Origin of the sequence: Paenibacillus alkalitolerans (assembly GCF_016482785.1) — a bacterium.
Lineage (GTDB): Bacteria > Bacillota > Bacilli > Paenibacillales > YIM-B00363 > Paenibacillus_AE > Paenibacillus_AE alkalitolerans.
In genome coordinates, this window is record NZ_JAEMXM010000001.1 from 703,342 (window position 1) to 723,703 (window position 20,362).

Consider the following 20,362-nt stretch of genomic DNA (forward strand, 5'->3'; position numbering starts at 1 on the left):
CTATCAACTCCAGTTGACGTTCGGAAGTACATTCTCCGATATAACTCGATCTTTATGTATTACTACAGACCGGAAGATTTCACTAAGCACGTCATCCGTGAGTAAATTCGGCTGCAGACCGAGGTCCTGAAGTTTGGTGTTTTTGGCGTTATAATAATGCGACTCCTTCTCGATACGCGGATTTTCCAGATGGGTAATGTTGACGGTAAACCCTTCTTGTTCCGCTACCCGTTTCACCATCTTGGCCAAATCCAAAACTGAGAATTCTTCGGTAAATTGGTTAAATACTCGGAACTCTCCCTGATCGGCCGGATTTTCCGCCGTAATTTCAATACAGCGAACCGTATCCGTTATGTTAAGGAAACCGCGGGTTTGGCCGCCGCTGCCGTAAACGGTCAAATCATGGCCGATCGCCGCTTGGATCAAGAAACGGTTAAGCGCCGTTCCGAAGACGGCGTCGTAATCCAACCGATTGGACAGCGCCGGATCAAGTTTGGTTTCCTCGGTATGAAGTCCGTAAACAATGCCTTGGTTCAAGTCGGTGACGCGAAGACCCCAGACGCGGCATATAAACATTAAATTATAACTGTCATGAACTTTGGATAAATGATAGAACGAGCCCGGCTGTTTCGGGAACGGAAGCACGTCTTTCCTGCCGTTATGTTCAATTTCGATGTAGCCTTCCTCGATGTCGATGTTCGGTTGACCGTATTCTCCCATCGTTCCAAGCTTGATGAGATGACAGTCCGGAGCCATTTCACGGATGGCGTAAGCAACGTTCAATGTACCGACTACATTGTTTACCTGCGTGAAAATCGCGTGCTCGCGGTCGATCATCGAATACGGCGCCGAACGCTGTTCGGCGAAATGCACGAAAGCTTCCGGCTGCGCTTGGCGCATCACTTCTCGCAAAAAATCATAGTGATTCAAGTCTCCAATATATGTACGTATGGTCTTTCCCGTTAATTCCTTCCATCGGTTCACCCGCTCCTCAAGGGAAGAAATCGGCGTTAGCGAATTGGAACGAAGCTCTTTGTCCCATTTTCGCCTTGCTAGATTGTCGATAATTGTCACATCATGACCTCTTTGTGAAAGATAGAGAGCTGTCGGCCATCCGCAAAAACCGTCCCCGCCTGCAACAATAATTCTCATATGAAACCTCCGCAATTGAAATAATTCGTATCCATACAACAAAGTAACATCCAATTATTAATAAAGTATAAAAATTGGAAATATTTTTATTGTATTTTTATTTTTATACTTTTTTTTATGAATATCAAGTTCACTCATAATATGCGAGATTTATAAGACAATTTCGAGGCAAACAACGTTGACGTTTCTTACGGATTGTTTTTTTGCTATCCCCTATTCCGGCAGCGTATTATTAAGTTATGAGGTGGTCTTATATGAGGTCCGAGCCGTCGAAAAGCCAAAAAGTATACCAAATCATTTTTAACCATATAAAACAATCATTCGATAACGGAGAATTTAAACCCGGAAGTAAACTTCCGCCAGAGAGAGAATTGGCGGCCAGGTTTAACGTTAGCAGAACGTCGATCAGAGAAGCGCTTCGGGTTCTTGAGAGCAATGGCGTCGTAGAAGTCAGGCACGGCGACGGTACTTTCATCCGATCGTCGGAAATTCAATCCGTGTTGGACAGCTTATCCGAATCGAATTACAAAGTCGACGAAAAATTACTGTACGAAATGCTGGAGGTCCGCATGGTGCTTGAAGCCGAATGCGCGTATATTGCGGCACAAAAAGCGACCTCCGCGGATTTGGAGCATATGCGCAAATGTCTCGACGAAATGTCCAAAGCGGAACATAACGAGGAGTTAGGCTATATCACCGACTCGCAATTTCATTTCTATATCGCTCAAGCCACACATAACTCGGTGTTCATAAAATTGATTCAAACATTCAGAGAACAGATGAAAGATACGATTCGAGTTTGCCGGCATTACCGGTTTAAGCAAGAAGGACAATTTCAAGCCACACTGAATGAACATAAAGAAATTTATCTTGCCATCGCATTGAAGGACGCCTCCCGTGCCAAAGAACTTATGCAACAACACATTACGCATATTAGAAACGAAATGGCGAGAGTATCCGTTGAAGGTATGGACGTTAATTAATACGCTACCCGTCGTCCTCCGAGATCGGATTTGCCGGCAGCGCGGTCTTTGCAATTTTTCCGTCCAATTTCTCGTAATCATAATATCGAATCGTCTTATACAGCTCCGCGCGGGTTTGCATATCATTCAACGATCCGGATTGTGTGCCGATTGCGCCGATTTCCGCGAAAACTCTTTCGTATGCCTTCGCGGCCACCCGCAAAGATGAGACGGGATAGATGACCATGCGATATCCCCAGCTTTCAAATTGCTCCGCGGTATAGTACGGAGTCCTGCCGAATTCGGTCATGTTTGCAAGCAGCGGACAATGTACGGCGGCGCTGAAGAGTTTGAACTCCTCTTCGCTTTCCAACGCTTCCGGGAATATGCCGTCCGCGCCCGCCTCAATATATCGATGAGCCCTTTCGATCGCCGAATCGATCCCCTCCACGCTCTTCGCATCCGTCCGGGCGATTACATAAAGCGTAGGACTCACTTCTTTGATCGTACGAATTTTTTGAACCATTTCTTCTGCCGGAATCAGCTTCTTCCCGTTCAAGTGTCCGCACTTCTTCGGCATTTCCTGATCCTCGATTTGCACCGCTGCCGCCTTCGCCTCGACCATCTCCTTTGCGGTCCGGGCGACATTCAATATCCCTCCGAAGCCCGTATCGATGTCAACAAGCACGGGAAGGCCCGAAGCGCGCACCAGCTCGCGGGCACGCTCCGCCACCTCGTTCGAATAGATCAAGCCCAAATCCGGCAAACCTCGGCTTGCCGTATATGCGGCTCCGGAAAGATAGATCGCTCTAAAGTCAAATTGCTTTGCAATTCTAGCCGCCATCCCGTCGTGCGTACCGGGAATTTTTACAATCGATCCGCTGCAAACAAGTTTTCTAAATTGCTCCGCCAGCTGCCTCTGTTCCGCTTCTTCTTCAATCAGCCACGACATACGCTACCTCCGGTGAACCGTCATATAACAAACATACTCATAAATTGCGGAACCGTCATCCCGGTCAGACAATTGAAATCGAACGTTTGCCGAATAATTTCGGCCGTCCTCTTCCGCGGAAATCTAGTGGACAAGCTTGCTTCGCACTTTTCGATCACCTTAGGCAAACCTTCGTATCTGCGCCTGCGGTGTCCGATCGGATATTCGCACACAACCTTCTCGGTTTCGGTACCGTCCTTGAATCGGATTTGTATCGCGTTTGCAATGGAACGTTTGTCAGGATTAAGGTAATCTTCGCTATACTGTTTGTCTTCAACGACAACCATCTTTTCCCGGAGCGCATCGATTCTCGGATCGCTTGCCGTCTCGTCCTCGTAATGCTCCGCGATTAAGTTGCCGTAAATCAACGCGACGGCGACCATATATTGCAAGCAATGGTCCCGATCCGCCGGATTCGTCAGAGGACCTTTCTTGTCGATGATGCGAATCGCGGATTGATGCGTAGTCAATGTGATGCGGCTGATATCGTCGAGACGGTCCTTTACTGTATTATGTAGAGCAAAGGCGCACTCGACCGCCGTCTGTGCGTGAAATTCCGCCGGGAAGCTTATTTTGAATAACACGTTCTCCATTACATATGTCCCGAGCGGGCGTCCGAGTTTTAATTCCTGTCCTTTACATAAAACGTCCTGAAACCCCCATTTGTCCGCGGATAGCGCGGTTGCGTACCCCATCTCGCCGATTAGCGCCATTAGAGCGAGCCGGACCGCACGGCTGGCGGCGTCGCCCGCCGCCCAAGATTTGCGCGAGCCTGTGTTCGGCGCTTGACGGTATGTTCTCAAGCTTCCCCCGTCAAGCCATGCGTTGGAAAGAGCGTTTACGATCTCCTCCTTGGTGCCGCCTAATATGGCGGTTACAACTGCCGTGGAGGCGATTTTGACAAAGAGCACATGATCCAACCCGACGCGGTTCAAGCTGTTTTCCAGCGCCAAGACCCCTTGAATTTCATGAGCTTTAACCGCTGCCGTCAATACGTCCTTCATCGTAAGCGGCGATTTCCCTTCGGATATCCGGCAGCGGCTTACATAATCCGACACTGCAAGTATGCTGCCCAGATTGTCCGAAGGGTGACCCCATTCCGCGGCCAGCCAAGTATCGTTGTAATCGAGCCAGCGAATCATGCAGCCGATATTGAATGCCGCATGAACCGGATCCAGCTCATATCTCGTACCGGGTACCCTCGCCCCGCCCGTCAAATACGCTCCGGGCACAATCGGCCCTATATGCTTGGCGCATTCCGGAAACCGCAATGACAGGATTGCCGTCCCCATCGAGTCCATCAATACATACTGTGCAATTCGATAAGCCTCATCGCTCTCAACAATATAATCCGTTACATAATCCGCTATATCGATCAACAGCCGGTCCGTCTTCATCTCGCAGTTTCCCCTCCACTCTACTGATGCAAGCCTCGCGGTCCTCTATAAAGAACGCGTGGTCTGAACAGCCTGTTGTTCTCGTGCTGCTCCATCACATGGGCGCATATTCCGACCGTCCTGGCCGCAAGAAATACCGGGGTGAACAAATCGATCGGTATTCCGAGCAAATAGTATACAGGTGCGGCGTAATAATCCAAATTCGGATATAGATTTTTCTCGCGCTTCATGACATGTTCACCGATCACGCACATTTCGAATAATTCCTGTTCGTTCTTCTCTTTCGCGATTACCGATAATGCTTCTTTCATCAGCAAGGCGCGGGGGTCCGGCTTTCTCATATATACGCGGTGTCCGAAGCCCATAATGCGTTCTTTCTTGGCCAATTTCTCCAGTATCAACGGTTCGATTCCGGCTTTCGTGCCCGCTTCCAGAAGCATCTTCATCACGGCTTCGTTCGCGCCGCCATGCAGCGTTCCTTTCAGCGACGCCACCGAGCCGGTCAACGCTCCGTACATATCGGATTGAGTGGAGGCGATAACCCGGGCGGCGAAGGTGGAGTTCGGCATTTCATGCTCGCTGTACACGATGAGAGATTGATCGAATATTTGTTCCTCCAATGAACCTGGTACATTTCCTGTGATCATGTATAAAAAATTTCCTGTATAAGACAGATCCTTGCGCGGTTCCATGTGCGGCATTTTCAACACGGACCGGTAGCCGTTCGCAACGATTTGCGGCACCTTAGCCAGCAACCGGATCGATTTCCGGTAGTTCGCTTCCCCGGAACGATCTTCAAGCTCCGGATCGAAGCTTGCGATCGCGGAGATGCCCGTTCGCAATACATCCATTATGTTCGATTTCTCCGGAAGCAGCCTCAGCATGGACATGACGTCTTTGGGAAATTCGTATTCGGATTTCAAATTCTCTTCCAACGAAGCTCTTTGTTCCTTGTCCGGCAAGGATCCGTCCAAGATTAGTCCGGCTATGTCCAAATAAGACGCCTTCTTTGCAAGCTCGATCAAATCGTATCCGCGCACTACGATTTCTTCATTTTCCACATCAAGGTAAGAAATGGACGTCTCGCTTGCAATTACGTTTTCCAGACCAGGCCGGTACTGTGCATCCGTCAATTCCAAACACACCCCTTCATTTGTGAGATGTTTTACATCACATATTTCTGCGGTATTGTCCCCCCACCTCATACAGCGCGCTTGTGATTTGTCCAAGAGATGCGACTTTTACGGTTTCCATCAGCTCTTCGAAGATGTTACCGTTTGTAAGCGCAGCTTGCTTCAGACGCTCGAGTGCATCCGGGCATTTCGTTTCATGCTTTGTCCGGAAGGAATGAAGATTGGCGATTTGGGTTTGTTTTTCCTCTTCCGTCGAGCGGGCCAATTCGATTTCATCATTTTCTTTGCCGCCATTCGGATTTATGAACGTGTTCACGCCGATGATCGGCAATTGTCCGGAATGCTTCATTTGTTCGTAATAGAGAGATTCGTCTTGAATTTTTCCTCGCTGATACTGAGTTTCCATCGCCCCCAACACTCCGCCGCGATCGTTTAACCGTTGGAATTGCTCCAGAACGGCTTCCTCTAGAAGATCGGTCAGCTCTTCGACAATAAAGGAGCCCTGCAGCGGATTTTCGTTTTTCGCCATGCCCATTTCCTTATTGATAATCATCTGAATCGCCATAGCCCGGCGAACGGAGTTCTCCGTCGGTGTCGTGACGGCTTCATCATAAGCGTTCGTATGCAAGGAATTGCAATTGTCATATATCGCAATCAAAGCTTGTAAAGTAGTGCGGATATCGTTAAAATCCATCTCTTGCGCATGCAAGGATCGTCCGGACGTTTGAATGTGATATTTCAGTTTTTGGCTGCGGTCGTTTCCGTTGTATTTATGTTTAATGACAGTCGACCAAATCCGGCGCGCCACGCGGCCCATGACGGCATATTCCGGATCCAGGCCGTTGCTGAAGAAGAAGGAGAGATTAGGGGCGAAATCGTCGATATGCATGCCGCGGCTTAAGTAATATTCGACATAAGTAAATCCGTTCGCCAGCGTAAACGCCAGCTGGGTAATCGGGTTGGCGCCGGCCTCGGCGATATGATAACCGCTGATGCTGACAGAGTAGTAGTTTCGCACGTTGTGATCGATGAAGTATTGTTGAATATCGCCCATCATTTTCAAAGCGAACTCGGTCGAGAAAATGCACGTGTTTTGTCCTTGGTCCTCTTTCAAAATGTCCGCTTGAACCGTACCGCGTACCGTTTGCAGCGTATAGGCTTTGATGTTTTCGTATTCTTCTAAATTTGGCTGCCGGCCCCCGTTCGTATGCGCAAAGCTTTGCACCTGCTGATCGATCGCGGCATTCATAAACATGGCCAATATAATCGGGGCAGGTCCGTTGATGGTCATCGAGACGCTTGTAGAAGGATGGCATAAATCAAAGCCGGCAAACAGCTTCTTCATATCGTCTAAATTACAAACGTTGACGCCGCTGTTCCCGATTTTCCCGTATATGTCCGGCCGGACATCGGGGTCTTGCCCGTATAATGTGACGCTGTCGAAAGCGACGGACAACCGTTTCGCATCATCGTTCCGGCACAAGTAATGAAATCTGCGGTTCGTGCGTTCCGGCGTCCCTTCCCCGGCAAACTGACGCCGCGGATCTTCGTTGGTGCGCTTGAACGGAAATACGCCGGCCGTGTAAGGAAAATGACCGGGTACATTTTCCTTGAGAAGCCATCGCAATATTTCGCCGGATTCTTCGTACTTCGGCAGGCTGACTCTTGGAATTTTACTGCCGGACAGCGACTCGGTATATAGTTGAGTGTAAATATGTTTATCGCGCACTTTAACCGCCAATGTCTCTTGCTTGTACGTTTCCCGGAGCTTCGGCCATTCGTCCAACAATTTCTCGCAATCGGGGTGCAGCATCGATGCGTAATGCTCTATCATTCCGTCAAGCTTAGTTGAAATATATTCGGCTTCCCGTTCCGTAATGACCCGGCCCCGGTCAGCTTCGGCCAATTGCTTGGTTCCCGTCAATTGATGCAGCTTTCTGGCAGCTGAAACTTGTTCTTCAATAAACTTTTTGTACCCGCGAACGGTTTGAATGATTTCACCCAAATAACCGGTTCGATCCGGCGGAATGACTTCATTTTTCTTCGTAACCTTTCGAATTGAACCGTCATATTTTGCCGGCCGGCTGACTCCGGTTATCTGCTCCACCATCTTCATTAGGCAGGCGAACAGCACTTTGGTGCCCGGATCGTTGAATTGGCTGGCGATCGTAGCGAACACGGGCAGCTCCTCGTCCGGAACATCGAACAACTGCCGGCTTCGCTTATATTGCTTGCGCACGTCCCGCAGCGCATCCTCCGATCCCCTTCGCTCAAACTTATTGATGACGATAACATCCGCCAAGTCGATCATATCGATTTTCTCGAGCTGCGTTGCCGCTCCGAAATCGCTTGTCATGACGTACACCGCAACATCGCATATCCCGACGATCGCAGAGCCGCCTTGACCGATTCCGCTCGTCTCGACAATTACAAACTCGTATCCGGCCGCCTTCACAATATTTATCGCGTCCTTAGTTGCATTGCTTATCTCCGATTTGGAGCCGCGTGTCGCCATACTGCGCATAAACACGCGCGGATTGTTGACCGCATTCATCCGAATGCGGTCGCCAAGCAGCGCTCCGCCCGACTTCAGCTTCGAAGGATCGACGGAAATAATTGCTATGGTGCGACCGGGGAAACTATCGAGATAGCGGCGCACCAATTCGTCAGTCAATGAGCTTTTGCCCGCTCCGCCTGTTCCTGTTATTCCGAGGACGGGGGCTGCCGGCTTGTTTGCAAGCAAATGCTTGACAGCGGCACGAAGAGATTCCGATTCGATATTTTCCTCTGCCATCGTTATTAATTTCGCAATCGAGCTCCAATTACGTTCCGTTAAACCGGCTACCTCTTGCTCCAACCGTTTCGGTGTCGGAAAATCGGACTCCCGAACGATATGGTTGATCATACCTTGCAGTCCTAATTCGCGGCCGTCATCCGGGGAAAAGATTTTGGCAATGCCGTATCGCTCCAATTCCTCGATTTCCGAAGGGATGATGACACCACCCCCGCCGGCGAATATTTTTATATGACCCGCCCCCTTCTCCCGAAGCAAGTCAACCATGTATTTCAAATACTCGACATGACCGCCTTGATAAGAGCTTACGGCGATCGCTTGCACATCTTCTTGAATCGCCGCATTTACAACCTCTTCCGCCGAACGGTTATGTCCGAGGTGGATCACTTCCGTACCGGAAGCCTGGAGTATCCGTCTTATGATATTAATGGAGGCGTCATGTCCGTCAAACAAAGAAGCAGCCGTAACGACACGCACATTGTTTTTCGGCCGTAATACAAGCGTCTCCAACGTTCATTCCACCTTACGATTAGTCTTTAAGCAAATGTTTGGAGATCACGTTCCTTTGAATTTCGTTGGTGCCTTCGTAGATTTGCGTCGCTTTTGCGTCCCGGAACAGCCTTTCTACCGGGTATTCCCGCATATAACCGTACCCGCCGTGGATTTGAACCGCCTCAATGGCGGCTTCCATGGCGGAATCCGAACTAAACCTCTTCGCCATGGACGCTTCTTTGGCGCATTTCAACCCCCTGGATCTTAAATGGGCCGCTTGGTAAACGAGCAGCTTTGCCGCTTCCGCCTTAGTCGCCATGTCGGCCAGCTTGAATGCAACCGCTTGGTGGGAAGCGATCGGCTTCCCGAATTGACGGCGTCTCTTCGCATAATCGACGGAGTATTCCAAAGCGGCTTCCGCGATGCCTAAAGCTTGTGCCGCAATGCCGATTCTTCCGGCGTCAAGATTGTCCAGCGCGATCTTAAATCCTTCTCCTTCTCGCCCCAACAAATTTTCCGAAGGCACCTCCGCATTGTCAAAGATGAGCTCGGTTGTGCTGGAGCCGTGCAAGCCCAACTTCTTCTCTCTTTTCCCCACCGTAAAACCGGCAATCCCCTTCTCCACGATAAAGGCGGATATACCTTTCGTTCCTTGAGCCGGATCCGTTACGGCGAAAGTTATATACGTATCAGCATACCCTCCGTTCGTTATGAAACTTTTAGTTCCGTTCAAGATATACCGGTCACCCCTCCTTACCGCGGATGTGCGAATACTTGCGGAATCGGAACCGGAGTTCGGTTCGGTTAACGCAAACGCGGCGATAAACTCGCCTGAAGCCAGCTTGGGTACGTACTTTCTCTTTTGCTCATCATTTCCGTAATAAACAATCGGATTCGTTCCAACCGAAGTGTGTACCGACAAAATGACGCCTACGGCCGCGCTTACCTTTGAAATCTCATGAATTGCCAAAATGTTCGACGTAAAATCCGCGCCCGCCCCGCCCCATTCCTCAGGAACCGAAATTCCCATCAAGCCGACTTCCCCCATCTTCCGGACGGATTTCAGCGGGAATTCGTCCTTCTCCTCCATCGACTCAATTGCAGGCGCAATTTCTTTGCGGGCAAAATCTCGAATCATACTTCGAAGCGCTTCTTGTTCGCTCGTCAACGGCAACATCATGCTGCATGCACTTCCTCCACGCTGTTATTCGTAGATGTAAAAGCCGCGTCCTGATTTTCGTCCCAACCAACCCGCTTTCACATATTTTCGAAGCAGCGGGCAAGGGCGATATTTGGAATCGCCGAAACCATCATGCAATACTTCCATAATATAAAGACATGTATCCAAACCGATAAAATCCGCAAGCGTTAACGGACCCATCGGATGATTCATTCCCAGCTTCATGATCTCATCCACCGCTTTTGGAGCCGCAACCCCTTCATAAACGCAATAAATCGCCTCGTTGATCATCGGCATCAGCACGCGGTTCGAAACGAAACCGGGAAAGTCTTTGACTTCAACGGGAATCTTGCCCATTTGTTTAGACAGCTCACCGATCACCGCGTAAGTTTCATCCGAGGTGGCGATACCGCGGATGACCTCGATTAATTTCATAACCGGCACCGGATTCATGAAATGCATGCCGATTACTTTATCCGGACGCTTCGTTGCCGCTGCAAGCTCCGTAATGGACAGAGAAGATGTATTGCTTGCCAATATCGCATGCGGAGGACACTTCTCATCCAGCTCCTTAAACACATCCGTCTTTGCTTGCATATTTTCAATGACCGCTTCTATTACAAAATCCGCTTCTTTGGCATCGGACAAATCGGTGGACAAAGCGATTCGGCTGACGATTTCATTCATTTCTTCCGGACTTCTTCTGCCGTTCTCAACATCCCGCGAAACGTTCCTCATGATCGTATTTAGACCTTTTTTGACGAACAAAGGATTGATATCATTCATTATTACTTGCAATCCTGACGCTGCGGCAACCTGAGCGATCCCGCTTCCCATCTGTCCCGCCCCGATCACCATTACCTTATGAACCGCCATCACTTGTCTCCTTCCACCTCGACCAAAATCGCATCTCCTTGCGCCGCTCCGCTGCATATTGCCGCAACACCCAGCCCCCCGCCGCGGCGGCGAAGCTCGTAAATGAGAGTCATCAGGATACGCGCGCCGCTCGCTCCTATCGGATGACCTAACGCGACCGCTCCGCCGTTTACGTTCACCTTCTCCGGATCCAAGCCAAGGATTTTACCGCTGGTAAGAACAACCGCTGCGAACGCTTCGTTGATTTCAAACAAATCGATATCGTGCAGCGAATATCCGGTTTTCTTCATCAGCTTCCGGATGGCCAGAGCAGGTGTCGTGGCAATGTAAGGCGCTTCCTGTCCGGCCTCGGCGTGCCCGAGGATTGCGGCAAGCGGCCGTTTACCCAGAGCTCGCGCCTTCTCTTCTCTCATCAACACGAGAGCTCCCGCCCCGTCATTCACGCCCGGCGCGTTCCCGGCCGTGACGGTTCCATCCTTGTCGAAGATGGGAGCCAGTTTAGCGAGCGATTCTAAACTTGTGTCCTTGCGGGGTGCTTCGTCAGTGTCAACGGCGATCTCATCGCCGCTTCTTTGCCGGATCCGAACCGGCACGATTTCTTCCCGGAATTTGTCTTCTTCTATCGCGCCGATCGCTCTGCGGTGACTTCGCAGCGCCCATGAGTCTTGTTCCGAACGGGATATGTTATATTCCCCCGCAACCATGCTGCCGTGCACAGCCATATGAACTTGCCGGAACGGACAAGTCAGGCCGTCATGCACCATGAGATCGAGCAGCGCTGCGTTTCCCATTCGATTGCCCCATCGCATATTCGGGATTGCATAAGGGGCGTTGCTCATGCTCTCCATGCCGCCCGCCACAATAACGTCCGCATCCCCGGAGCGAATGATTTGATCGGCGAGCGTTACTGCCCTCATTCCGGATGCGCATACTTTATTGATCGTCTCCGAAGCCACATCCCACGGAAGACCGGCAATTCTCGCCGCTTGCCGGGATGGGATCTGTCCGCAGCCTGCCTGAAGCACCATTCCCACAATGACTTCGTCCGCTTGCTCCTCACGAATGCCGGCGCGGCTAAGCGACTCGCGGATGACGATGCCACCCAAATCGACGGCCTGCAATTGCTTCAAACAACCGCCAAATTTCCCGAAAGGGGTTCTTGCCGCACTGACGATAACCGTTCTTTTCGACATGGCGACGCCTCCGATCCCGCTTAATAAAGCTTGGTTTCCGGGTCGTAGTTTTCAAGCCGTTTCCTTACATTATGCAGGAATCGCCCGCATAGAAGACCGTCTAACACACGATGATCCAAAGAGAGACAAATATTTACCATATCCCGGATCGCTATCATATTGTTAGCGATTACAACCGGCCGCTTGACGATTGCTTCGACGCTTAGGATCGCGGCTTGCGGCGGATTGACAATCGGTGCTGAAGCAATCGAACCGAAAGCGCCTGTGTTGTTAACAGTGAAGGTTCCATCGGACGTATCGTCGGCGGCAAGCTTGCCTTCTTTACATTTCCTGATTAACTCATCCGCAGTCTTTGCGATTTCTGCGATGTTTTTTTGATCGGCATGTTTGATTACCGGAACGAACAGCGCGGTATCGGTCGCCACAGCAATCGAGATGTTGACGGCTTTTTTTACGATGATTTTGTCTCCGCCCCACTGCGAGTTTATTATCGGATATTCTTTTAACGCTTCCGTTACCGCTTTAATAAAGAAGGGCAGATAAGTAAGTTTGATTCCTTCTTTCTTCATAAATTCATCCTTAACCCGATTCCGGTATTCGACCATATTGGTAACATCGCATTCCACCATCGTCCAGGCGTGAGGAGCTTCGTTCTTGCTTTGGACCATTCGATTCGCGATCGTTGCACGAACCGACGTTACAGGAATGACCCGATCCTGATCTTCATTGAATTGTTTTTTCCTTGCCGAAGCCTCCAACATGTCCTTCCGTGTAACCCGTCCGCCTTCGCCCGTTCCTTGAATAGCGGAAGGATCCAGGTTATGCTCATGCGCAAGCCTCAATACGGCAGGCGAATAGAGAACCGCGGCGGCATCCTTTGTTTCCGGATCATTGTGCTGCTCCGGCCCCGGTTCATCCGTTTCAATGCTGCAGATCAAAGCGCCGACGGCAACCGTCTCGCCCTCAGCCGCAACAATCTCGCTAATCGTTCCGCTCACCGTTGACGGCACTTCCGTCGTTACTTTGTCAGTCGTCACTTCGCAGATGGGATCATAAGCGTTTACTTTATCTCCTTCTTGAACGAGCCATCTTTCAATCGTTCCCTCGACAACACTTTCACCGAGCTGGGGCATGAACACTTTTTCACCCATGCTGGCCTCCCACTGGTTTAAGATTGAGCCAACCGCTTCATCGCCCTGTACACTTTATCCGGATTAAGCATGAAGAAATCTTCCATTGGCGGACTGTAAGGCATGGCGGGCACGTCGGGACCGCACAACCGCTTTACCGGTGCATCGAGCTCGAATAAACACTCCTCCGCAATAATCGCGGATACCTCTCCTCCAACACCTCCCTCTTTATTGTCCTCGTGGATGATCAACACTTTGCCGGTTTTTCGTGCAGCTTCCACAATAGCTTCCTTATCAAGCGGATAAAGTGTACGTAAATCTAATATATGTGCGTTATACCCGTCCTCCGTTTGTAATTTTTCTGCCGCTTGCAATGCAAAATGTAAAGCGAGTCCAAACGAGATGACGGTGAGGTCGGAGCCATCCCGCTTTACTTCGGCCTTCCCGATCGGAACCGTATATGGCGCCTCCGGAACTTCGCCTTTAATTAACCGGTAACACTTCTTATGCTCAAGGAGCAAAACGGGGTCTTCATCACGTATTGCAGAAATTAAAAGTCCTTTGACATCATAGGGTGTGGAAGGTGCGACTACCTTAAGTCCCGGCGTGTTGCAAAACATCGCCTCGATGCTTTGCGAATGGTACAAAGCGCCGTGAACCCCTCCTCCCCAAGGAGCGCGAATGACAAGCGGACAAGTCCAATCTCCGTTGGACCGGTATCTCATCTTCGCAGCCTCGCTGACGATCTGGTTCACGGCGGGCATAATGAAATCGGCAAACTGCATTTCTGCGACCGGCCTTAATCCGTAAGCGGCCGCGCCTATAGCGACGCCGACAATCGCGGACTCCGCCAGCGGAGTGTCGATTACCCGCGCTTCTCCGAATTCTTCATACAGACCTTGGGTTGCCCGAAAAACGCCGCCTTTTACACCCACATCTTCACCTAACACAAATACCTTTTCGTCGCGGCGCATCTCTTCGCGAAGCGCCCGGTTCACCGCTTCAATATATGAAATCAACGGCATGATCCCGCCTCCTTGCTTAGTTTCGCGGACAACCTTCGGTTGCCTCCTAATCCGCATAAACATGCTTTAGGGCATCTTCCGGTTCCGGATATGGCGCTTGCTGCGCATATTCCGTAGCCTCATCGACTTCCTTGACGATCCGTTGAATAATCTCTCTTTCTTTCGATTCGTCCATTACTCCGGCGGATATTAAATATTGAGCAAAGAGCAGTATCGGATCGTTTCTTTTGGCTTCCTCCACCTCGCCTTTCGAACGGTAGCGGTCATCGTCATCCGAAGAGTGTGGAGTGATCCGTGTCGTCAGCGCCTCGATCAACGTCGGACCTTCTCCTCTCCTCGCTCTGTCTACAGCCTCTTTCATCACCCTGTACACTTCCAAAGGATAGCTTCCGTCTACCGTAACGCCCGGAAACCCGTATCCATTCGCCCTAGCCGCAATGCTTTCGCCCGCCACCTGCTTCGAAAGCGGTACCGAAATCGAGTACTTATTGTTTTGGCAGAAGAAGATCACCGGCAGCTTATGGACGCCCGCGAAGTTGGCCCCTTCATGAAAATCTCCTTGATTGCCCGAGCCTTCTCCGAAGGATACGTACGCAACAAGATCCTTGCCTTCCATCCTTCCCGCCAAAGCAAGACCGACCGCGTGCGGCACTTGGGTGGCGACGGGGCTGGAGCCCGTTAATATGCGGCGCTTCCTGCTTCCATAATGTCCCGGCATTTGCCGGCCGCCGCTGTTCGGATCCTCCGCTTTGCCGAAAGCGGACAGCATATGTTCCTTAGCAGTCATGCCGAATACGGTGACGGCAGCCAAATCGCGATAATAAGGACAAAGGAAGTCCTTGTGTTTATCGAGCGCGAATACGGCTCCCGTTTGGGCGGCTTCTTGTCCTTGGCAGGAAATGACAAAATGAATTTTGCCCGCGCGATTAAGCAGCCACATCCGTTCATCCAGCTTTCTGGCAAGCAGCATATAATAGTACATTTCCAGCACTTGTTCATCCGATAAACCCAAAGCTCTGTGTTTGATTTCGTTCCCGACAGGAACAGCATTGTTCATGTGCTTCACCTTCCCCGGTGATTTTTCAGTGGTCTAATCAATTTTAGAATTGGTCTTACCAATATCCTATGCTGCTGCTTCGCTATCAGTAATAGGGTAAAATAAAAAAAGCAGCCGTTACAGGAGAACCTGCAATAACTGCTTTTTGCATGAACTGCATTGTCAATCATTCGGCTGTATGTCCGATATCGCGCGATTAATTCGCTCTCTAGTTTTCAGCAGCCGGCCGGCATCCGTCGGATATTGTTCAAACGTAATATCGCCGCCCGCTTCTTCATGTATCAATTCAAGCGTCTTTTCTTTGCCTATATATGATTCAAGCAGCTGCAGCGCACGCAAATCCTGCAGCGCTTCATAGAAAACTTCCATTCTGATCGATTCAATGGGACCGTCTCCCCCTGGATATACGAGAAAAGCGTCACCGGAAGGAAAGGCATGCATCGCATCGGTCACTTTGAACGGATCGACCGGTTTGCGCGAGTATTGCGAATACCAGAAATTGTATCCCCAGTGAAGGAAGCCGGCAATGTCATACTTGTACAATTGCATTCCAATAATCCGGTTGCGTGACGACGGAAAGCAGAAGAAGCGATTTGAAACTTTCTTAAATTGCGAACAACAATAATATGTCCACAAGTCAGGCACTTTGTTCTCCAGAAAAGAATCCATATGGTTGCTTGCGGGAATGGGCCGCTCCACCAGCCCCTTCCGATAAAATTCGTAATCTGACAGCGCGTCGATAATCGGAAAACCGTCCAAATGTTTTCTTATTATTGCGCTTGCGCTTCGATATGAATCAATATGGGATATATTCGGTTCGTCCGATATATGGAAATAACTGTACGATTCTATGTTATGTTTCTTTATGTAATCCACCAGCGCGGGAAGAAATTGGCCCAGGAAGTTTTTATACTCTTCTCCCGACGCGTCCGTCTCCCAACCGAATATTTTTTTGCTCTCTCCGTTTTCCGTTGCTATGATTTTTGGAGCGTGTTTCGCCCCCCACTGGGTAAACAGGTGCGAAAATTCAAAGTACTCGATGCCTTTACTTCTGCTTAGTTCGATCCATCGGGTCAGCTTATCAAAGCCGAACCGGTACGTTTCACCCGTCTTCTCGACATCGACAAGCTGTACGGTGGGGCGCTCACCGCCTACAGCCGTATCTAGCGGCGGTGTGAACAGCGGAGTCAAGATCATGTTCAAGCCATGCTTGACAGCAGTCTGTATGTATTTGCCGATCATTTCCCAATGCTGTTCGCTGAACACGTCATATCGGTAGTAAGTTGCAATACAGTCCGTATGGAACCACTCCGTATGAATGAGACGCTGATTCGGCAGCTGCGCCGGAATGACTTCAAGCTCGAACCGCTCTGTCGCCAAAGTCTCGCCTGATGCCGTATCAAAGACGATCTTAATCGCATGAACGCCAGGATCCGTGTCCGCATTAACTTCCACTGTCACCCACACGCAGCGCCATTGTTTCGGTAAAGCGGTAATTCCATCGGAATCGATCGGATATAGCGGATCCGGATAAAGACCCGGTGCGGACCGTAAGATGTTCTCGTCATGACCGGAGTATATAGGCATTTCCGACGGAACCAACCCGACGGTTCGGACCGTAATCAAGTCCGTCAAATCGGACTCAATCCGTACTCTTAATTGTTTCATTATTGCGTTGGAACGGAATGCGACCTGAAATGAGAATGTTTCGTTTCGCAACGCAGAGAACTTATTGAACGGAGCATCTTTCAACTCCTCGTCGGGAAAAACTTTCGAAAGAGAACTCAAACACCTGGTTTCAAGAAACGCTTCTTCCGCCATCCCTCATTCCCCCTAGCTTAACACTACTGAATCTTATGCTTCTCGGCGGACGTCAGCCGTCTTCCGCTCACATCCAAAGCGATTTTTCCATTGTCCAAACCGATGATCCGGGAGGAATATTTTTCAGCCATTTCGATATTCTGAAATACACATATGACTAAGATGTTTTCATGTTTACAAAGCTGTTTCAAATCCTCCAACACTCGTTCCGCCGAATGCGGATCAAGATTGGATACGGGGTCGTCAGCTATAATGATTCTTGCTCCCCGGCCAAGCGCCCTGGCGATCGCCACCCGCTGCTTCTCGCCGCCGCTCATCGTGTCGATTTTCTGAAACGCTTGGTCAAGCAGCCCAACTTTTTGCAAGAAATCCATAGCGCGGGTGTATTCATCCTCCGACGGTTTGCCGCCGAGCAGCAGACGCCAGAAAGAAAACTGGCGGAATCGCCCGCTAATTACATTGCGAAATGCCGTCTGCTTTCCATTGAGCTGCGGCGAGGAATCTATAAATGCCCAATCTTTGCTTAACTTCCAGCGAGTAAACCACGACTGATTCATTTCATAATTGACGCCTTTATATAACAGATTCCCTTCATCCCATTGTTCCTTTAACCCTAAGCAGCGTACTAATGTGCTTTTTCCGCTGCCGCTTCCTCCGACGATTGCAACGAATTGTCCGGATTCCACATGCAGATCAATCCCATTGAGAACAACCGCGTCTCCATATTTTTTAACCAATTTTCTAACGGTGAGCATGGTCGATGACTCCTTTGTAATTATTGCAGGCTTGTCTCATTTGATTATAACATTGAAATTCATGAAGTTTTATGCAGTAATGGATTATTTCAATGTTGAAACCAAACCTTCCTTTTTTCGCGGTCTTATTTTCTCAATATGGATATAAGCACGGGAGCATCAGGTACAAACCGAATATGCTGTACTACTTCAGGAAAGGAGCTGGCTTTCGCATGGCAAGAACTTATCGCGCTTCACAGACCGTCCCCCGCTGTTCAAGATTTTGCAGAAACGTCTGCAACCGTCTCTTCATCTTTGGCCGGCGACAATGCATTAGAGACTGTCTGAATTGCGCCGGATTAGTGGGAGGATTTCCAAGATCGCGAACATCCTCGATATCAAGATCTCATTCATGCAACTGCAAGAAACGGTAATTATAACTCAAGCAAAAAGGCGGGCATTGGAAGCCCGCCTTTTGCTAGCCGCCAAGTTGTTCGAACTGTTGGAGCAGCAATGTCATTCTGCTTATGGTGTCCAATATTTCCGCTCCTCTTAACTGCTCCAGTTCGGTTATGCCGTCGTTAATTTTTCCCAGATACGTGTCGATTTCTCCAATCAGCTTCTCATTGTATCCGACGAGTTCGCGATGAATGTCATTCGCAACAGCGGGAACGTCTATTCCGTTAAAGTTTGTGATGTCCTCACGAAGCTGTTCGAGCTGAGTGACTAGCGTTTGGCGGGCTTCTTCGCTTAAAACCGCTTGCTCGACCATCGAAGGAAATTGCTCCGAGAACGATTGAGCGTTTGTAATTAATTTTGTAGCTTCACTTACATAGTCAATCGTGTTATTCACTTCCGAGACGATCGAACAACCGGATAATAAAGTAACACAAATTGCAAGAACACAGACAAGACGATATTTATTCACTCTCTCCAACCTCCGAAATGAGCTATACCACTTATTACTTTGTATACGGGGTGTTGGTTTCAAAAATCATCGAATAAATCTGTCACTCTAGAACTAACCTCCTAATAAGTGTAGAATACGTAAATAGATGACTCAACAAGAGAGGATCGACAAAGTGGGAAACTCGCGTCAGCTCGTACGCGTTTATATTATAAACCAATCTTTGCATTGGTTTATTATCGGAATGCTCATACCGGTGATAACATTATTCAAGCTTGAAAAAGGAATGAACCTGCTGGAAATTGGTTGGATCGCCGCATGCTATTCCGCAACTGTGATGCTGCTGGAACTGCCTACCGGCGGTTTATCGGATGCGCTAGGCAGGAAAAGGGTTTATCTGATCTCCCTCGTCATATTGTTCATTTCGTGTTTTTTTCTACTAATCTCTTGGAACTTTATTACACTGGCGATAGGCACCGTATTATTCGGGCTTGCAAGAGCTCTATCATCCGGGTCAATCGACGCGTGGTTTGTGGACGAATACAACAGAATGGAACCCGACGGAGATTTGCAATCAAAATTGGCCAAAGCCGGTATATATATTCCCCTTGCTCTCGGATTGAGCGCGTTGATTGGCGGAATTTTGCCTGATTTACTGGGAACGAGGACAGTAAATTTAGGTGCCGGCATCTATTCTATTAATTTTATAGTAATGGGTGTAATGCTCATTGTTCAGTATATTATTACAAAGATAAATGTTATTGAAATAGCGCATACTTCCCGTTCTTCCAAAATACTTGACGGATTCAAACGATTGCCGGTTGTCATCTCCCACTCTATTCAATACGGTTTCAAAGACACGGCGGTACTTATGATGCTATTATCTGTGTTCGCATGGGGATTTGCCTTTGTCGGACTGGAAGATTATTGGCAACCGCAAGTGAAGGGAATGCTCGGCGATAAAGAAACCGCAAACACTTGGATCTACGGTTTGCTTACAGCCGGATACTTTCTCTCGGCTTCTGTCGGAAGTTTGTTGATTAGCTCATTTTCCAGCAGATTGACTTTACAGACTCCGACACTCCTCTTTTTACTCCGGTTGTTGTTGGGATGCTTATTTTTCGTGTTGGCTTTGCAAAACAATATCCCGGGCTTTGCCGTCTTCTATCTTATACTGTTTATGGTTAACGGATTGGCGGGCGCCCCCGGTCAGGCACTGTTCAACAATCAACTGAAGGAAGAAAACCGGTCGACGATGCAGTCGCTTTACTCATTTTTCATGCAGTCCGGAGCGCTTGCCGGAGGCATCGTTCACGGTTACGTCGCATTCCATTACTCGGTCTCAACGGCTTGGTTTGCGGCGGCGGCGGTGTTGGCGCTTTCAAGTTTCACGTATTTAAAAATACCGGAAAAAATCTCAATCAAGGAGGAAACGGCAAATGTCTAAAAGAAGAGTGGATCGAATTTTTCCAAAGATAAGTAGCCGTCTTCTAGATAAATTAAGAGGACGGGCTCTGC

At 49.3% G+C, this 20,362-nt stretch carries 16 protein-coding genes; 2 read left to right on the plus strand and 14 right to left on the minus strand.

The features are described from left to right. Nucleotides 1–3 precede the first annotated feature (3 nt). Complete coding sequence (locus tag JET16_RS02920; protein ID WP_199614076.1) at nucleotides 4–1,152, minus strand: NAD-dependent epimerase/dehydratase family protein; 1,149 nt, start codon at nucleotides 1,150–1,152, stop codon at nucleotides 4–6. Nucleotides 1,153–1,406: 254 nt separating this feature from the next. Here JET16_RS02920 and JET16_RS02925 point away from each other — a divergent pair, with 254 nt between their 5' ends. Further along, nucleotides 1,407–2,135 (plus strand): FadR/GntR family transcriptional regulator, encoded by a 729-nt coding sequence (locus tag JET16_RS02925; RefSeq protein WP_199614077.1) that lies wholly within the window; start codon nucleotides 1,407–1,409, stop codon nucleotides 2,133–2,135. 4 nt (nucleotides 2,136–2,139) lie between these two features. Here the strand turns inward: JET16_RS02925 and prpB are convergent, their stop codons facing one another. From prpB to JET16_RS02990, 13 genes are all read right to left on the minus strand, one after another. Beyond that, on the minus strand, nucleotides 2,140–3,066 hold the full coding sequence (gene prpB / locus JET16_RS02930) for a methylisocitrate lyase (protein ID WP_199614078.1): 927 nt from the start codon (nucleotides 3,064–3,066) through the stop codon (nucleotides 2,140–2,142). Between the two features lie 20 nt (nucleotides 3,067–3,086). Further along, a complete protein-coding gene (locus JET16_RS02935; protein WP_199614079.1) occupies nucleotides 3,087–4,502 on the minus strand; it encodes a bifunctional 2-methylcitrate dehydratase/aconitate hydratase in 1,416 nt (471 codons plus the stop codon). A gap of 20 nt (nucleotides 4,503–4,522) precedes the next feature. Further along, nucleotides 4,523–5,635 (minus strand): citrate synthase, encoded by a 1,113-nt coding sequence (gene mmgD, locus JET16_RS02940; protein ID WP_233530952.1) that lies wholly within the window; start codon nucleotides 5,633–5,635, stop codon nucleotides 4,523–4,525. A 37-nt stretch (nucleotides 5,636–5,672) separates the two neighbouring features. Beyond that, a complete protein-coding gene (icmF, locus tag JET16_RS02945) occupies nucleotides 5,673–8,939 on the minus strand; it encodes a fused isobutyryl-CoA mutase/GTPase IcmF (RefSeq protein WP_199614080.1) in 3,267 nt (1,088 codons plus the stop codon). Between the two features lie 19 nt (nucleotides 8,940–8,958). Then, complete coding sequence (locus JET16_RS02950; protein WP_199614081.1) at nucleotides 8,959–10,101, minus strand: acyl-CoA dehydrogenase; 1,143 nt, start codon at nucleotides 10,099–10,101, stop codon at nucleotides 8,959–8,961. A gap of 24 nt (nucleotides 10,102–10,125) precedes the next feature. Then, complete coding sequence (locus tag JET16_RS02955) at nucleotides 10,126–10,977, minus strand: 3-hydroxybutyryl-CoA dehydrogenase (protein ID WP_199614082.1); 852 nt, start codon at nucleotides 10,975–10,977, stop codon at nucleotides 10,126–10,128. Further along, complete coding sequence (locus JET16_RS02960; RefSeq protein WP_199614083.1) at nucleotides 10,977–12,170, minus strand: acetyl-CoA C-acetyltransferase; 1,194 nt, start codon at nucleotides 12,168–12,170, stop codon at nucleotides 10,977–10,979. Before JET16_RS02960 ends, JET16_RS02955 begins: the two co-directional genes overlap by 1 nt. Before the next feature lie 20 nt (nucleotides 12,171–12,190). Beyond that, on the minus strand, nucleotides 12,191–13,321 hold the full coding sequence (locus tag JET16_RS02965; protein WP_199614084.1) for a dihydrolipoamide acetyltransferase family protein: 1,131 nt from the start codon (nucleotides 13,319–13,321) through the stop codon (nucleotides 12,191–12,193). 17 nt (nucleotides 13,322–13,338) lie between these two features. Beyond that, nucleotides 13,339–14,325, minus strand: coding sequence for an alpha-ketoacid dehydrogenase subunit beta (locus JET16_RS02970; RefSeq protein WP_199614085.1), 987 nt, complete (start codon nucleotides 14,323–14,325; stop codon nucleotides 13,339–13,341). Nucleotides 14,326–14,371: 46 nt separating this feature from the next. Further along, nucleotides 14,372–15,382 (minus strand): thiamine pyrophosphate-dependent dehydrogenase E1 component subunit alpha, encoded by a 1,011-nt coding sequence (locus JET16_RS02975; protein WP_199614086.1) that lies wholly within the window; start codon nucleotides 15,380–15,382, stop codon nucleotides 14,372–14,374. Between the two features lie 162 nt (nucleotides 15,383–15,544). Then, complete coding sequence (locus tag JET16_RS02980) at nucleotides 15,545–17,203, minus strand: DUF4091 domain-containing protein (RefSeq protein WP_199614087.1); 1,659 nt, start codon at nucleotides 17,201–17,203, stop codon at nucleotides 15,545–15,547. Between the two features lie 23 nt (nucleotides 17,204–17,226). After that, complete coding sequence (locus tag JET16_RS02985) at nucleotides 17,227–17,958, minus strand: phosphonate ABC transporter ATP-binding protein (RefSeq protein ID WP_199614088.1); 732 nt, start codon at nucleotides 17,956–17,958, stop codon at nucleotides 17,227–17,229. Between the two features lie 457 nt (nucleotides 17,959–18,415). Beyond that, nucleotides 18,416–18,865: a DUF6376 family protein gene (locus JET16_RS02990; RefSeq protein ID WP_199614089.1), complete on the minus strand. Its 450-nt coding sequence runs from the start codon at nucleotides 18,863–18,865 to the stop codon at nucleotides 18,416–18,418. A 154-nt stretch (nucleotides 18,866–19,019) separates the two neighbouring features. On the opposite strand from JET16_RS02990, the gene JET16_RS02995 reads away from it, so the two are divergent. Further along, on the plus strand, nucleotides 19,020–20,291 hold the full coding sequence (locus JET16_RS02995) for an MFS transporter (RefSeq protein WP_199614090.1): 1,272 nt from the start codon (nucleotides 19,020–19,022) through the stop codon (nucleotides 20,289–20,291). Nucleotides 20,292–20,362: the final 71 nt, after the last annotated feature.

Coding starts and splice junctions, on each gene's coding strand:
- JET16_RS02935 (WP_199614079.1), bottom strand. CDS start 4,502: ATGAAGACGGACCGGCTGTTGATCGATATAGCGGATTATGTAACGGAT.
- JET16_RS02925 (WP_199614077.1), top strand. CDS start 1,407: ATGAGGTCCGAGCCGTCGAAAAGCCAAAAAGTATACCAAATCATTTTT.
- JET16_RS02975 (WP_199614086.1), bottom strand. CDS start 15,382: ATGAACAATGCTGTTCCTGTCGGGAACGAAATCAAACACAGAGCTTTG.
- prpB (WP_199614078.1), bottom strand. CDS start 3,066: ATGTCGTGGCTGATTGAAGAAGAAGCGGAACAGAGGCAGCTGGCGGAG.
- JET16_RS02970 (WP_199614085.1), bottom strand. CDS start 14,325: ATGCCGTTGATTTCATATATTGAAGCGGTGAACCGGGCGCTTCGCGAA.
- JET16_RS02985 (WP_199614088.1), bottom strand. CDS start 17,958: ATGCTCACCGTTAGAAAATTGGTTAAAAAATATGGAGACGCGGTTGTT.
- JET16_RS02950 (WP_199614081.1), bottom strand. CDS start 10,101: ATGATGTTGCCGTTGACGAGCGAACAAGAAGCGCTTCGAAGTATGATT.
- JET16_RS02980 (WP_199614087.1), bottom strand. CDS start 17,203: ATGGCGGAAGAAGCGTTTCTTGAAACCAGGTGTTTGAGTTCTCTTTCG.
- JET16_RS02955 (WP_199614082.1), bottom strand. CDS start 10,977: ATGGCGGTTCATAAGGTAATGGTGATCGGGGCGGGACAGATGGGAAGC.
- JET16_RS02920 (WP_199614076.1), bottom strand. CDS start 1,152: ATGAGAATTATTGTTGCAGGCGGGGACGGTTTTTGCGGATGGCCGACA.
- JET16_RS02960 (WP_199614083.1), bottom strand. CDS start 12,170: ATGTCGAAAAGAACGGTTATCGTCAGTGCGGCAAGAACCCCTTTCGGG.
- JET16_RS02965 (WP_199614084.1), bottom strand. CDS start 13,321: ATGGGTGAAAAAGTGTTCATGCCCCAGCTCGGTGAAAGTGTTGTCGAG.